The organism is Pseudomonas sp. AF03-9, from assembly GCF_020515815.1.
Classification (GTDB): domain Bacteria; phylum Pseudomonadota; class Gammaproteobacteria; order Pseudomonadales; family Pseudomonadaceae; genus Aquipseudomonas.
Window position 1 is genome coordinate 166316 of record NZ_JAHPJF010000016.1, and the last position, 14428, is coordinate 180743.

The window sequence follows — 14428 nt, forward strand, 5'->3', positions numbered from 1 at the left end:
CTCGCTGAGGATTATTTAGATAATCCGAATAGTGATAACTGTTTTAGCCGGTTTATCCCAATTCTGTCGAGGATAACAATGGAGCCCTTCCCACCCCAGGCGTTTAACACATGCACACACGTCAACTCGGTAAAAACGGCCCCCACGTCTCTGCCATCGGCCTCGGCTGCATGGGCATGACCGATTTCTACACCCCCGGCACCGACACTACAGAGGCCACCGCGACCCTGCATCGCGCCCTGGAGCTGGGGGTGAACTTCCTCGACACCGCCGACATGTACGGCCCGCACACCAACGAAGCGCTGATCGGCAAAGCCATCGTCGGCAAGCGCGACCAGGTGTTCCTGGCCAGCAAGTTCGGCATCGTGCGTGACCCGGCCAACCCGACGCTGCGCGGTGTCGACGGGCGCCCCGAGTACATCCGCAACGCCATCGATGGCACCTTGCGCCGCCTCGGCGTGGAGACCCTCGACCTCTACTACCAACACCGCATCGACCCCGAAGTGGCCATCGAAGAAACCGTCGGGGCCATGGCTGAACTGGTCAAGCAAGGCAAGGTGCGTTACCTGGGCCTGAGCGAAGCGTCGGCGGCCACCCTGGAGCGGGCGCACAAGGTCCACCCCATCAGCGCCCTGCAAAGCGAATATTCGCTGTGGAGCCGCGACCAGGAAGACAACGGCTGCCTCGCCGCCTGCCAGCGCCTGGGCGTTGCGTTTGTGCCCTACAGCCCGTTGGGCCGCGGCTTTCTCACCGGCGCACTGCAAAGCCCGGACGATTTCGACGCCGACGACTATCGCCGCCAAAGCCCGCGCTTCCAAGGCGAGAATTTCGCGAAGAACCTGCAACTGGTGACACAGGTGCAGGCCCTGGCGCGGGACAAGGGGGTCAGCGCCGGGCAGTTGGCGCTGGCCTGGGTGTTGGCGCAGGGCGACTACATCATCCCCATCCCGGGGACCAAGCGACGCAAGTACCTGGAAGAGAACGTCGCGGCGCTGTCGGTGCGCCTCAGCCCGAGTGAATTGGCGGCGCTGGAGGCGGTGTTTGCGGCCGATGCCACAGTCGGCCTGCGTTATCCCGAAACGGTGATGGCGATGCTGAACATCTGAACACCCCGGAGCGCCCAGAAGCGGCGCTCCAACTTTCTTGTACGAACGTACCTAAAGCTCTGGATCGCCAAGCCGATAGCCCGACGAAGCTCTAATAAAGCCGCGTGAATAACAAACGCTTCGTAAGGACGATCCCATGCCCCCACTGCGCTCTATCCAAGCCCGCTATACCGTGTTTCTGGTGCTGTTCGTCCTGGTGCTGTTTGTGTTGACCATCGTCGGCATCGGCCAACTGGTCGCACCCACGCTGCGCCATACCGAAGAACAAGTGGTGCTCAACCGCATCAGCGAAGTCGCCGAACAGATCCAGGGCGAGCTGAACAAGGTTCAGGCCCAACAACGCAGCATCACCCAAACCATTCCCCTGCTCGACAGCGATGCCATCGACAAGGTCCTGCCTGGCCTGGTCGACCAGTACGGCGAGCTGAAAGTCTTCGGTGGTGGCATTTGGCCGCTCCCCAACCAGCGCACCCCCGGGCGCAACAAACACAGTACGTTCTGGCACCGTGATGCTTCGGGCAAGCTGACGGTCAATACCTTCTGGAACAGCGACCCGGCGCCCAATTACTACGACCAGAGCTGGTACAAAGGCGGGCTCGCTTCACCTCGCGGCCAGTGCGCCTGGGCGGCGGCCTACAAGGATGATGCCAGCCAGGAGCCACGCACCAACTGTGCCATGGCGATCCAGCGCGACGGTGCCGCCTATGGCGTGGCGACCATCGATGTGACCCTGGGCTTCTTCAATGAGTTGGTCGCCAGCAAGGAAAAAGACATCGGTGGGCAAATGCTGATCGTTGAAGGCGACGGCAAGATCATCAGCAACAGCTCGCGCATCAGCGGCCCGGTGGTGTTGAAAAACATCAGCGAGCTGACTGGCACGTCGGCCTTCGCCGCCCAGGTCAGCAAAGCCCTGGCTCAGCGCAACCAAGCCTTGCAGCGCAGTGAGTTCGACAACGGCGGCGTCGCCAGCACCTTTTACATGCGCCCGATTGAAGGCACCCCGTGGTTCCTCGCCACCGCCCTGCCCACCTCGCTGATCACTGCCCAGCGCGATGATGTACTGGGCACCCTGGCCCTGCTGCAAATCCCTATGGTGTTGCTGCTGGTGCTGCTCGCGGTGTACGCGATCCGCCAATTGGTGCAGCGCATGACCACGCTGAAAAGCAATATCGATGCATTGTCTGCCGGCGACGCCGACCTGACCCGACGCATCACCATCCGCGCCGAAGACGAACTGGGCGCCATCGGCCACTCGGTCAACCGGTTTATCGTCTACCTGCAAAACATGATCGGCGAAGTCACCCAGGCCACGGGCGCCATGTCCTCGGGCCTGGAGCAATTGCAACAGACCTCGGTGCAGACCAACCAGATCCTGCTGCGACATGCCTCGGAGACCGACCAGACCGTCACCGCCATCACCGAAATGAGTTCCACCGCCGACACCGTCGCGCAAAACGCCGCCGAAACCGCGGCCTTTACCCAGCGTGCCAACGAACACGCCGACCGTTCCCGTGTGGTGGTGGGTGAGGCGTCCAACAGTGTCAGCGCGTTGATCGGCGAAGTTTCCAGTGCCACCCAGAGCGTGGAAAACATGCGCCAGGACGCCGCGCGTATCACCGAGACCCTGGGTGTGATCGGCGCGATTGCCGGCCAGACCAACCTGTTGGCGCTCAACGCCGCCATCGAGGCGGCGCGGGCTGGCGAGCAAGGCCGTGGGTTCGCGGTGGTCGCCGACGAAGTGCGCGCACTGGCGGCACGGACCCAGGCCAGCACGTCGCAGATCAACGAGATGCTGGTGCGCCTGACCACGGGGGTCAGCACGTCCGTCGCGGCCATGGAAAACACCCAGGCCAGTTGCCAGTCGGCCGCCGACGCCACGGCGCGGGTGAACACCGGCCTGGACGAAATGGCGGGCTCGGTCAGCCACATCAACAACCTCAGCACCCAGATCGCCACGGCCGCCGAGCAGCAAAGCGCAGTGACCGAGGAGATCAACCGAAGCATGGTGCACATTCGTCATATGGTCGAAGAGTTGGTGCAAAGTGGTCACGCCACCGAAGCCAATACCCAAAGCCTGCTCGACGCCAATGGCCGGGTTATTGCACTGATGAGTCGCTTCAAAGTCCGTTGATCAACTCGCCAAGGTCTCCCGTGCAAAGCGCGGGAGTCGGACTATTCTGACAGCTCAAGGTGTTTAGCCACGCCACACAGGAGGTGTGTCATGCGCGCTGTCGAGCAGTCGGTCCGGTTGGAGCGGATCAGTCAGGAACGCTTTATCCAGGCCCCGACCGAGGCCGTCTACGACTACGTGACCCAACCGGACCGCTGGCACGAATGGCACCCCACTTCCCTCGGCGCCGAGACCGGCACCTGCGGTTCCCTCCCCGTCGGCGCCCGCTTCACCGAATTCATCGACCTGTTGGGCATCCGCGTCCCTATGAGCTATCGCGTGCAGATCGCCCGACGCCCCGACGAATTCAAGACCGTGTTTACCTCCCTGGCCGTCGACGGCTCGATTCACTATTTCTTGCAGGCCCACCACGATGGCACGCTGTTCAAGCGTGTGCTGATCTACGAGACCGAGTTGCAGCTGGCCAGCCTGCATGAACGCATGATCGAGCTGTCGTCCGTTGCCCTGGACCAGCTCAAGCAACGACTGGAAAACCCACCCTCTGTATAATTTAGAAACATTATCGCCGCGTACCCTTGCAAAAAGCAGGGAAAATGCCGGGCTTACTGCTCGGAACCGGATGACAACCCATGAAGACCCCATTGCGCGTGGCCCTGCTTTCGGCCCTGTTCACCACCACCCTGGCCCAGGCGGCCGACCTGATCCCTATCGACGTGCACCGCGACGCCAATTGCGGCTGCTGCAAGAAGTGGATCAGCCACCTGGAAAGCAACGGTTTCAAGGTCAATGACCATGTGGAAACCGACATGAGCGCGGTCAAGCAACGCCTCGGCGTCGCCCCACGCCTGGGTTCGTGCCACACCGCCGTGATCGACGGCAAGTTCGTCGAAGGCCACGTGCCCGCCGAGCAGGTACTGGCTTTGCGCACACGCGACGACCTGCTCGGCGTCGCCGCACCGGGTATGCCCATGGGCTCGCCTGGCATGGAAGTCGAGGGTCGCAGCGAAGCCTTTGAAGTGATCGGTCTGACCCGTGATGGCAAGGACGTCGTGGTGGCTGAATACCCGGCGCAATGATCGCGGGTTACCTGGGACTGTTCGTCGCGGCGTTTGGCGCCGCGACCTTATTACCCCTGCAATCGGAAGCGGTGCTGGTCGGCCTGCTGCTCAGTGGGCATTACAGCCTGTGGCTGCTGCTGGGCGTCGCCACCCTCGGCAACGTGCTCGGTTCAGTGGTGAACTGGTGGCTGGGGCGCTGGGTGGAGCACTTCAAGGGGCGACGCTGGTTTCCGGTCAATGACCGGCAACTGGACAAGGCCCGGCGGCATTACCAGCGCTGGGGGCATTGGACGCTGCTGCTCAGTTGGCTGCCGGTCATCGGGGACCCGCTGACCCTGGTCGCCGGCGTGATGCGCGAGCCCCTGTGGCGTTTCTTGCTGTGGGTGACCGTGGCCAAAAGCCTGCGCTACGCCGTGCTCGCCGCGCTGACCTTGCACTGGGTGTGAATCCCTGTTTAATTTCTCGCCAACATTAAACGCCGTTTAATCCAACCTTTTTCGGGGCACTCGTTGATGTCGGTACAGATCGCAGTGATTGATGATTGGCAGAACGTGGCCAGTGGCGTGGTGGACTGGTCGCCGCTTGCAAGCGTCGGCCAGGTGCACTTCCTGCACGATTACCCGGCGGACACCGCCACCATGATCCAGCGCTTGCAGGGCTTCGAGGTCATTTGCGTGATGCGCGAACGCTCGACCTTCGACAAGGCCCTGCTCCAGGGCTTGCCCAGGCTCAAGCTGCTGGTGACCGGCGGCATGCGCAACGCGGCCATCGACATTCCCGCCGCCAAGGCACTGGGGATTCAGGTGTGTGGTACTGACAGCTATAAACAGGCAGCACCGGAATTGACCTGGGCATTGATCATGGCGTCTACCCGCAACCTGCTGGCCGAAGCCAACTCGCTGCGCGCCGGGGGCTGGCAGGTTGGCCTGGGGGGCGACCTGCATGGCAAGACCCTGGGGATTCTCGGGCTCGGCAGCATCGGTCAAAAGGTCGCCCAGTTCGCCCAGGTGTTCGGCATGCGCGTGATCGCCTGGAGTGAAAACCTCACGCCGGAGCGCGCGGCCGAGTCGGGGGTGACGTGGGTCAGCAAGCAGGCGCTGTTCGAACAGTCCGACATTCTCAGCGTGCACTTGGTGCTCAGCGAGCGCAGCCGAGGCCTGGTGGATGCCGAGGCGCTGGGCTGGATGAAACCGTCTGCGCGCCTGGTGAACACTGCCCGCGGGCCGATCGTGGATGAGACCGCGCTGGTGCAAGCGCTGGAAAGCGGGCGTCTGGCCGGGGCGGCACTGGATGTGTTCGCCGAGGAACCCTTGCCGCACGACCACGCGTTCCGGCGCCTGCCCAATGTATTGGCTACTCCGCACGTGGGTTATGTGAGCGAGCAGAATTACCGCCAGTTCTATCAGCAGATGATCGAAAACATCCTCGCGTGGGCCAACGGCACGCCCATTCGCGGGCTCGCCTGACGCACTTGTAGTGAGCGGGCTTGCCCCGCGCTGGGGGGCGAAGCCGCCCCAAATCCGCACACTGCGGTCTTCCTGATACACCGCGGCGGGCCATTTTGGGGCGGTTTGCCCCCCAGCGCGGGGCAAGCCCGCTCACTACAAACACCTATCCGCGTACTTTCTGGGCATGCTTTCAAAGCGGTATAGGGTTACAAGTTTTTTGTCCTACAAAAATTTCTCACAAACCCTACGGGCTCTGGGATCTGTCCTAGACTGATGACCGATGGGTCCGTTTCAAAACAAAAACCCCGCAAAAAATCGAAACTTTCCAACTCTGCCGTAGGTCCAGTTTTAAGGTGAGGCGAGCACGTGGAGTTCATCCCCAATGCCCGTCCATCCAATCTTTTCGAGCCAAATGTGCATCTGGCATACGCCTTGCCAGTTTGTACAGTGCTTGTGCGCCTGACCGCAGGAAGCGGTCATCGGAGCTGATGGCAGCGGGCCATTAGCCAACCAACATGTGGGAGTGAATTATGATCAATGCCGCTGTAGTTGTTCAGGGAGAGCGTGTCAGTCAGCCGGTAGGGGGGCCATCATTGGTCGACCTGCCCACCACTGTGCGGCAGGTCGTGAACGAAAATCCCAACCGCAAGAAAGTCTTGTTTGTCACCTCTGAATTCGCCGACCTGGTCAAGACCGGCGGCCTCGGCGACGTGTCCGCCGCCCTGCCCCGCGCCATGGCCCATCTGCACGATGTACGCGTGTTGATCCCCGGGTACCCACAGGTGATGGAAAGCGATAACCCGATTCATATCGTCGGCGAGCTGGGCGGCCACGCTGCGCTGCCGCCGTGCAAGATCGGGCGCATGGACCTCAAGGACGGCCTGGTCATCTATGTGCTGATCTGCCCCGAACTGTACGAACGTGAAGGCACGCCCTACGGCGCCAACAACGGTCGCGACTGGCCGGACAACCATATCCGCTTCGCCCGCCTCGGCCTGGCCGCCGCCGACATGGCCGCCAACCTTGCGCAGATCCACTGGTGCCCTGACCTGGTGCACGCCCACGACTGGCCCGCTGGCCTGGCGCCGGCCTATATGCACTGGCGTGGGTCACGCACGCCGACGCTGTTCACCATCCACAACCTGGCCTATCAAGGCGTGGTCAGCCTGGCCTCCACGCCGGAGTTGGGCATTCCGCCCCACGCCCTGCAACAGGAAGGCATGGAGTTCTACGGCAAGATGTCGTTCCTCAAGGCTGGCATGGCGTATTCCAGCCATATCACCACGGTGAGCGCAACGTACGCCCAAGAGATCACCACCCCCGAATTCGGCTGCGGCCTCGATGGTTTCCTGGCCAGCAAGACCCAGCAAGGCCTGCTCAGCGGCATCCCGAACGGCATCGATGAAAGTTGGGAAACCTCCACCGATACGCACCTGCAACATAATTTCAATATTGGCGACTGGAACGGCAAGGCCATCAACGCCGGCCACGTGCGCCGACTGTTCGGCCTGCACGACTCCAAAGGCCCGCTGTTCGCAGTGGTCTCGCGCCTGGTCTACCAGAAAGGCCTGGACCTCACCGAAGCCGTAGCCGGCTTTATCGTTGAAAACGGCGGCCAGATCGCGATCATCGGCCGTGGCGAGCCGGAAGAAGAACAGGCCATGCGCGAACTGGCGCTGCGCTTTCCCGGCCAGGTCGGCGTGCGCATCGGCTTCAACGAAACCGACGCCCGGCGCATGTTTGCCGGCAGCGATTTCCTGTTGATGCCCTCGCGCTATGAGCCGTGCGGCCTGAGCCAGATGTACGCGCAACGTTTCGGCTCGCTGCCGGTGGCGCGCAACACCGGCGGGCTCGCAGACACCATTGAAGATGGCGTCACCGGCTTCCTGTTCAATGAATCCAGCGTAGAAAGTTACCGCGAAGCCCTGAGCCGAGCGTTCAGGGTCTTCGCCTTCCCGGGCCTGCTCAATGCCATGCGTTCGCGCGCCATGACCCAACCCTTCAACTGGTGCCAGGCGGTGGAACCCTACGCCGAACTGTACGAACAGCTTGTGGCCAAGGCCCTGGGGAAATCCGCCAATAAATAGACATGGGAGGTCTCTGTAGATGCCGTCACGGACTCTGGAAACCTGGCCCCACGGCGCAATCATGCTGGACGCGCAACACACGCGTTTTGCCTTGTGGGCGCCAGACGCGTATTACGTCAGCGTTGAATTGGAACACGGTAAGTCCGTCGCCATGCTGCCCCAGGCAGATGGCTGGTTTGAAACTGAAATAGCCTGCCCGGCAGGCACGCGCTACCGCTTCAATATCGATGGGGAAAAGGATGTCCCCGACCCGGCGTCCCGGGCCCAGGCCACGGACGTGCATGGCTGGAGCCGGGTCGTCGACCCCCTCGCCTATCAATGGCGACACAGCCAGTGGCACGGCCGTCCGTGGCACGAAGCGGTGATCTATGAACTGCACGTCGGCGCGTTGGGCGGTTACGCCGCCGTAGAACAACACCTGCCGCGCCTGGCCGAGCTGGGCGTGACTGCGATCGAGCTGATGCCATTGGCGCAGTTCCCCGGCGAACGCAACTGGGGCTACGACGGGGTTTTGCCCTATGCGCCCCACGCCAGCTACGGCACGCCCGAGCAGCTCAAGCACCTGATCGACAGCGCCCATGAACACGGTCTGGCGGTGATCCTCGACGTGGTCTACAACCACTTCGGCCCCGACGGCAATTACTTGGGCCAATACGCCCAGGGTTTCTTTCGCGAAGAGGTGCACACGCCTTGGGGCGCCGGCATCGACTTCGAACGCCGTGAAGTGCGCAACTTCTTCCTCGACAACGCGCTGATGTGGCTACTTGAATACCGCTTCGACGGCCTGCGCCTGGACGCCGTGCACGCCATCGACAACCCGGGGTTCCTCAAGGAGCTGGCGCAACGGGTGCGCCAGCAAGTCGATACCGGCCGCCACGTGTGGTTGGTGCTGGAGAACGAATTCAACCAGGCCAACCTGCTCGAGCACGATTTCGACGCGCAGTGGAATGACGACGGCCACAACGCCCTGCACGTGTTGCTCACCGGCGAGACCGACGCCTATTACAGTGACTTCGCCACCGACACCACGGCCAAGCTCGCCCGCTGCCTGGGCGAAGGCTTCATCTACCAGGGCGATACCACCCGCCACGGCCACACACGCGGCGAACCCAGCGGCCATCTGCCGCCGACCGCGTTTGTGCTGTTCTTGCAGAACCATGACCAGATCGGCAACCGCGCCCTCGGTGAACGCTTGCATCAACTCTGCTCACCCCAGGCACTTCAGGCGGCAACCACGTTGCTGCTGCTGTCACCGATGATCCCGCAGCTGTTTATGGGCGATGAAGTCAACGCCAGCGAACCGTTTCTGTTTTTCACCGACCACCACGGCGAACTGGCCGAAGCGGTGCGCGAAGGCCGACGCAATGAATTTGCCGACTTCGCCGCATTCAACGAACCGGCGCTGCGCAAACGCATTCCCGACCCGAACGCCCTGCGCACCTTTGAACACTCGACACCGACCTTCACCGACCACCCCCAGGCCCGGCTCTATCGCCAGTTGCTCAGCCTGCGCCACCGCCACTTGGTGCCGCACCTGCCCGGCAGCGTCGCATTGGGCGCACAGGTGCTGGCCGAGGGCGCCGTCAGTGCACGTTGGCGCCTGGGCAACGGCAGCCTGCTGCAGATCGACCTCAATCTGAGCGCCACCGCACTCGCGTATCACCGCGCCGAACACCTGCTATTCGAAACGCCTGCCGACCAAGGCGCACAACTGCCGCCGTACAGCGCACGCGTCACCCTATCCCCTGTTGGAGAGCACTCTTGAGCGAAGCGAACCTGGAAATCCTCGCCAGCCGCGCGGGCCTGGCCGTCGATTGGATCGACGCCAACGGCCGCCCACAACGCGTCAAACCCGAGGCCCTGCGCGCCGTGCTCAAGGGCCTGGGCCACCCCGCCGACAGCGACGCCGAGGTCGACGCCAGCCTGCTGCAACTGGAGCACGCCCAACAGGACAGGCAATTGCCGCCCTTGATGACAGTCGACAGCGGCGACAGCCTCAACCTGGCGCATTACTTCGAACCCGACACCCTGTGCCGGGTCAGCCTTGAAGGCGGCGACACCCTGGAGCTGCGCCTCGACGGCAATGCGCTACTGCCCGGCGTCATCGCCGTCGGCTATCACCACGTGCACATCGCTGGCCAGACCTTCACCCTCGCCGTCGCGCCTACCCACTGCTACAGCGTGGCCGAAGCGGTGCATAGCCAACCCGCGCGTGCCTGGGGCATCAGCGCCCAACTCTATGCCCTGCGTCGCTTGGGCGACGGCGGCTTTGGCGACACCCTGGCCCTGGAACACCTGGCGCGCGCGGCCGCCGAACGCGGGGCCGATGCCTTGGCGATCAGCCCGATGCACGCGATGTTCAGCGCCGATACCGGGCGCTACAGTCCGTATTCGCCGTCCAGCCGCTTGTTCCTCAACAGCCTGTACGCCTCGCCCGCCTGCATCCTCGGCGAACGCGAAGTGCGCAGTGCCATCGAGGCCCTGGGCCTGACGGAAGAACTGCACGACCTGGAACAACACAGCCTGATCGACTGGCCCAGCGCAGCCAAAGCCAAGCAACGCCTGCTGCGCGCGCTGTATGAAGACTTCCGCCACGGCCATCACCCGCAACACGCCGACTTCCTCAGCTTCCGCCAGGCTGGCGGCGAAGCCCTCGAAAACCACTGCCGCTTCGAAGCCGTACAAGCCGCGCGCGCCGCAGCCGGTGAGGATCTCGACTGGCGCCACTGGCCCCAGGATTGGCGCGACCCACAAAGCCCGGCACTGGCACAATTCGCCGCAGAGCACGCCAGCGAGATCGGTTATTTCGCCTTCAGCCAATGGCTGATCGCCCGTTGCCTGGAACGCGCACAACAAGCCGCGCGGGGCAGTGGCATGGGCGTCGGCCTGATCGCTGACCTCGCCGTGGGCGCCGACGGCGGTGGCAGCCAGGCCTGGAGCCGTCAGGATGAACTGCTCGCCGACCTCACCGTCGGCGCACCACCGGACATCCTCAATCGTGCAGGCCAGGGCTGGGGGATTTCCGCGTTTTCTCCGGAGGGTCTGCAACGCAACGGCTTTCGCGCCTTCATCGAGATGCTGCGCGCCAACTTCGCCCACGCCGGCGGCTTGCGCATCGACCATGTGATGGGCCTGCAACGCCTGTGGGTGATCCCCATGGATGCCTCGCCACGGGACGGCGCTTACCTGTATTACCCGGTGGACGACCTGCTGCGCTTGCTCGCCCTCGAATCCCACCGCCACCAAGCCATTGTCCTCGGCGAAGACCTCGGCACCGTGCCCGATGGCCTGCGCGAAAAACTCATCGGGCGCTCGATCCTGGGCATGCGCGTGCTGCTGTTCGAACAGGGTCACGACGGCCAGTTCAAGCCGATCCTCGACTGGCCCGACAACGCCCTGGCCACCACCAGCACCCACGACCTGCCAACCCTCAACGGCTGGTGGCACAGCCGCGACATCGAGTGGAATATCCAGCTCGGCCTGGTCGACGCGCCCACTGTCGAGCAATGGAGCGAACACCGCCTGCGCGAGCGCCAGGCGCTGCGTCAGGCCTTGAGCCAGGACCCGCAGAATTTCGTCGATGAGATTCGCAACGAAACCGACCACATGATCGACGCCAGCGTGCGTTACCTGGGCCACACTCGTGCGCCGCTGGTGCTGCTGCCGCTGGAAGATGCCCTGGCCGTGGACGAGCAAGCCAACCTGCCGGGCACCATCGACACCCACCCCAATTGGCGCCGACGCTTGCCGGGCGAAGCCTCCAGCCTGCTCGACAACGCCGGTGCCGCACGCCGCCTGGAACTGCTGGCCGTGGCGCGCAACCAGGCCTACGAGCGTGACCGATGAAAACACTGCCGCTACGCGCGACCCAACGCCTGCAATTTCATCGCGGCTTTACCCTGGATGATGCGGTGCCGCTGGTGCCGTACTTCGCCGCGCTGGGAATCAGTCATCTGTATGCTTCGCCGCTGCTCAGCGCCCGCGCCGGCTCCATGCATGGCTACGATGTGGTCGACCCCACGCGTGTCAATCCCGAGCTGGGCGGTGAAGCGGCATTACGGCGCCTGGTGGCCGCTTTGCGCGAACACGACATGGGGCTGATCCTCGATATTGTCTCCAACCACATGGCCGTCGGCGGCGCCGATAACCCCTGGTGGCTGGACCTGCTGGAGTGGGGGCGCTTGAGCCCCTACAGCGAGTTTTTCGACATCCAGTGGCACTCGCCAGACCCGTTGCTCAAGGGCCAATTGCTCATGCCGTTCCTCGGCAGCGATTACGGCGAAGCTTTGCAGAGCGGCACTGTGACCCTGCAATTTGATGCGGCCCACGGCGCGTTTTACGTCGCGCATTACGAACACCACTTCCCGATCTGCCCACGGGATTACCCCGCGATCCTCGGCGCCGACCCATTGCTCCAGCCGCTGGCCGAGCGCTTCAGCGCCCTCGCCTATCAAGACGACGCCTACCACGAGGCCGCACGGCTCAAACAGTTACTGGCCGAACGCGCCAGCGAGGACCAGGTCCTGCGCGCCATCGAGCAACAGTTGGCCAGGTTCGACTTCGACCGCCTGCATCATCTGCTGGAACAACAAGCCTACCGCCTGGCCAGCTGGCGTACGGCGGCGGACGACATCAACTGGCGGCGCTTCTTCGACGTCAACGAGCTCGGCGGCCTGCGTGTCGAACGCAGTGCGGTGTTCGAAGCCACCCACGGCAAGATCTTCGAACTGATCAGCGAAGGCCTGGTGGACGGCCTGCGCATCGACCATATCGACGGCCTGGCCGACCCACGCGGCTACTGCCGCAAGCTGCGCCGACGCGTGGACTCGCTGGCGCCCGGACGGCACTTGCCGATCTTTGTCGAGAAGATCCTCGGCGACGGTGAAACCCTGCGTGAAGACTGGCAGGTGGACGGCACCACCGGCTACGAATTCATGAACCAACTGTCGTTGCTGCAACATCACCCGGACGGCTTCGCCCCACTGGCCGAGCTGTGGACGCGCCACAGCGAGCGCCCGTCGGCGTTCATCGAGGAAGCGCGCCTGGCCCGCCAGCAAATCCTCAACGGCTCCCTCGGCGGCGACTTTGAAAGCGTGGCCCAGGCCCTGCTGCAAGTGGCCCGCGACGACGTGATGACCCGCGACCTGACCCTTGGCGCAATCCGCCGTGCCTTGCAGGAATTGATCGTGCATTTCCCGGTGTACCGCACCTACATCAGCGCCCGCGGCCGCAGTGCCGCCGATGAGCGTGTGTTCCAGCAGGCCATGGACGGCGCCCGCAGCACCTTGGGCGAAGGCGACTGGCCGGTGCTTGACCACCTGGCCAACTGGCTAGGCGGCCAACCCTGGCGCGATCGCCCGCTGGGGCGTGAGCGCAAGATCCTCAAGCATGCCTGCGTACGGTTCCAGCAACTGACCTCGCCGGCGGCGGCCAAGGCGGTGGAAGACACAGCGTTCTATCGTTCGGCGGTGCTGTTGTCGCGCAACGATGTGGGCTTCAGCACCGAGCACTTCAGTGCGCCGCTGGCCGAGTTTCATGCCGTCAACCGGCAGCGCTTGCAGAGCTTCCCCGATAACCTGCTGGCCACCGCCACCCACGACCACAAGCGCGGCGAAGACAGCCGCGCACGCCTGGCGGTGCTGAGTGAATGCGCACCGTGGTTTGCCGAGCAAGTGGAACACTGGCGCAGCCTTGCCGCGCCGTTGCGCAGTGACACCAGCCCCGCCGCAGGCGATGAACTGATCCTCTATCAAGTGCTGCTGGGCAGTTGGCCACTGGACCTCGGTGCAGACCTCGAGGGTTACCAACAACGCCTCTGGCAGTGGCAACAAAAAGCCTTGCGCGAGGCCAAGTTGCACAGCAGTTGGAGCGCGCCCAACGAGGCCTACGAGCGCGGCGTCGAAACCTTTCTGTCGCGCTTGCTGCTGAGCGCTGAAGGCCACGCCTTGCGCAGCGCCATTGGCAACGCCGCCCAGGTCATCGCCCCGGCTGGCGCGATCAATGGGCTGGCGCAATCCTTGCTTCGCATCACCGTGCCGGGGGTGCCGGACCTGTACCAGGGCGCCGAGTTCTGGGACTTCAGCCTGGTGGACCCGGACAACCGTCGCCCGGTGGATTTCAACGCCCGGCAACAGGCGTTGCGCACCCCACCGGACATCGGCGAACTGTTGTTCCACTGGCGCGACGGGCGTATCAAACAGGCGGTGATCGCCCAGGCCTTGGCCCTGCGCAAGGCCTACCCCGAACTGTTCCACAGTGGCCGCTACACGCCGCTGCAAGTGCTGGGCAAACACGCCGCGCACGTTGTCGCGTTCGCCCGCGAACACCAGGGCAAATACCTCGTGGTGGTGGTGCCACGCTGGTCCCATTGCCTGCTTGAAAACGGTGTGTTTCCCCAGATCAATGCGCAGGTTTGGGGCGATACACGGGTCACACTACCGTTCGCCGCCACGACACAAAAATGGAAGGGACTTTTCCACACAGGCGCAGTCACACCAAACAAGGAGCTGCCGCTGAGCACTGCCCTGGGGGATTTCCCGGTCAACGTCTTTATTAATCCTGATGATCAAGAGAGCTGAACATTTTCTGTGAGGAGCAT

The 14428-nt window shown here is 63.5% G+C and carries 10 protein-coding genes; all 10 read left to right on the forward strand.

Annotation, left to right across the window (positions count from 1 at the left end; translation table 11 throughout):
- The first annotated feature begins 110 nt into the window (after positions 1 to 110).
- Positions 111 to 1106, forward strand: coding sequence for an aldo/keto reductase (locus LIY36_RS20725; RefSeq protein ID WP_226456913.1), 996 nt, complete (start codon positions 111 to 113; stop codon positions 1104 to 1106).
- Between the two features lie 136 nt (positions 1107 to 1242).
- Positions 1243 to 3237: a methyl-accepting chemotaxis protein gene (locus tag LIY36_RS20730; protein WP_226456914.1), complete on the forward strand. Its 1995-nt coding sequence runs from the start codon at positions 1243 to 1245 to the stop codon at positions 3235 to 3237.
- Between the two features lie 90 nt (positions 3238 to 3327).
- On the forward strand, positions 3328 to 3786 hold the full coding sequence (locus tag LIY36_RS20735) for an SRPBCC family protein (RefSeq protein WP_226456916.1): 459 nt from the start codon (positions 3328 to 3330) through the stop codon (positions 3784 to 3786).
- A gap of 80 nt (positions 3787 to 3866) precedes the next feature.
- Positions 3867 to 4313, forward strand: coding sequence for a DUF411 domain-containing protein (locus LIY36_RS20740; protein ID WP_226456917.1), 447 nt, complete (start codon positions 3867 to 3869; stop codon positions 4311 to 4313).
- A complete protein-coding gene (locus LIY36_RS20745) occupies positions 4310 to 4741 on the forward strand; it encodes a YqaA family protein (protein WP_192300447.1) in 432 nt (143 codons plus the stop codon). Before LIY36_RS20740 ends, LIY36_RS20745 begins: the two co-directional genes overlap by 4 nt.
- Before the next feature lie 66 nt (positions 4742 to 4807).
- The gene (locus LIY36_RS20750; protein ID WP_226456919.1) at positions 4808 to 5761 is read left to right on the forward strand and encodes a D-2-hydroxyacid dehydrogenase family protein; all 954 of its coding nucleotides are present in this window, start codon (positions 4808 to 4810) and stop codon (positions 5759 to 5761) included.
- Positions 5762 to 6273: 512 nt separating this feature from the next.
- Positions 6274 to 7830 (forward strand): glycogen synthase GlgA, encoded by a 1557-nt coding sequence (gene glgA / locus LIY36_RS20755; RefSeq protein ID WP_226456920.1) that lies wholly within the window; start codon positions 6274 to 6276, stop codon positions 7828 to 7830.
- A 19-nt stretch (positions 7831 to 7849) separates the two neighbouring features.
- Complete coding sequence (gene treZ, locus LIY36_RS20760) at positions 7850 to 9595, forward strand: malto-oligosyltrehalose trehalohydrolase (protein ID WP_226456922.1); 1746 nt, start codon at positions 7850 to 7852, stop codon at positions 9593 to 9595.
- Complete coding sequence (malQ, locus tag LIY36_RS20765; protein ID WP_226456923.1) at positions 9592 to 11676, forward strand: 4-alpha-glucanotransferase; 2085 nt, start codon at positions 9592 to 9594, stop codon at positions 11674 to 11676. The genes treZ and malQ overlap by 4 nt, the downstream gene beginning before the upstream one ends.
- Entirely contained in the window at positions 11673 to 14408 is a 2736-nt protein-coding gene (locus tag LIY36_RS20770) for a malto-oligosyltrehalose synthase (RefSeq protein ID WP_226456924.1), read from the forward strand. The genes malQ and LIY36_RS20770 overlap by 4 nt, the downstream gene beginning before the upstream one ends.
- Positions 14409 to 14428: the final 20 nt, after the last annotated feature.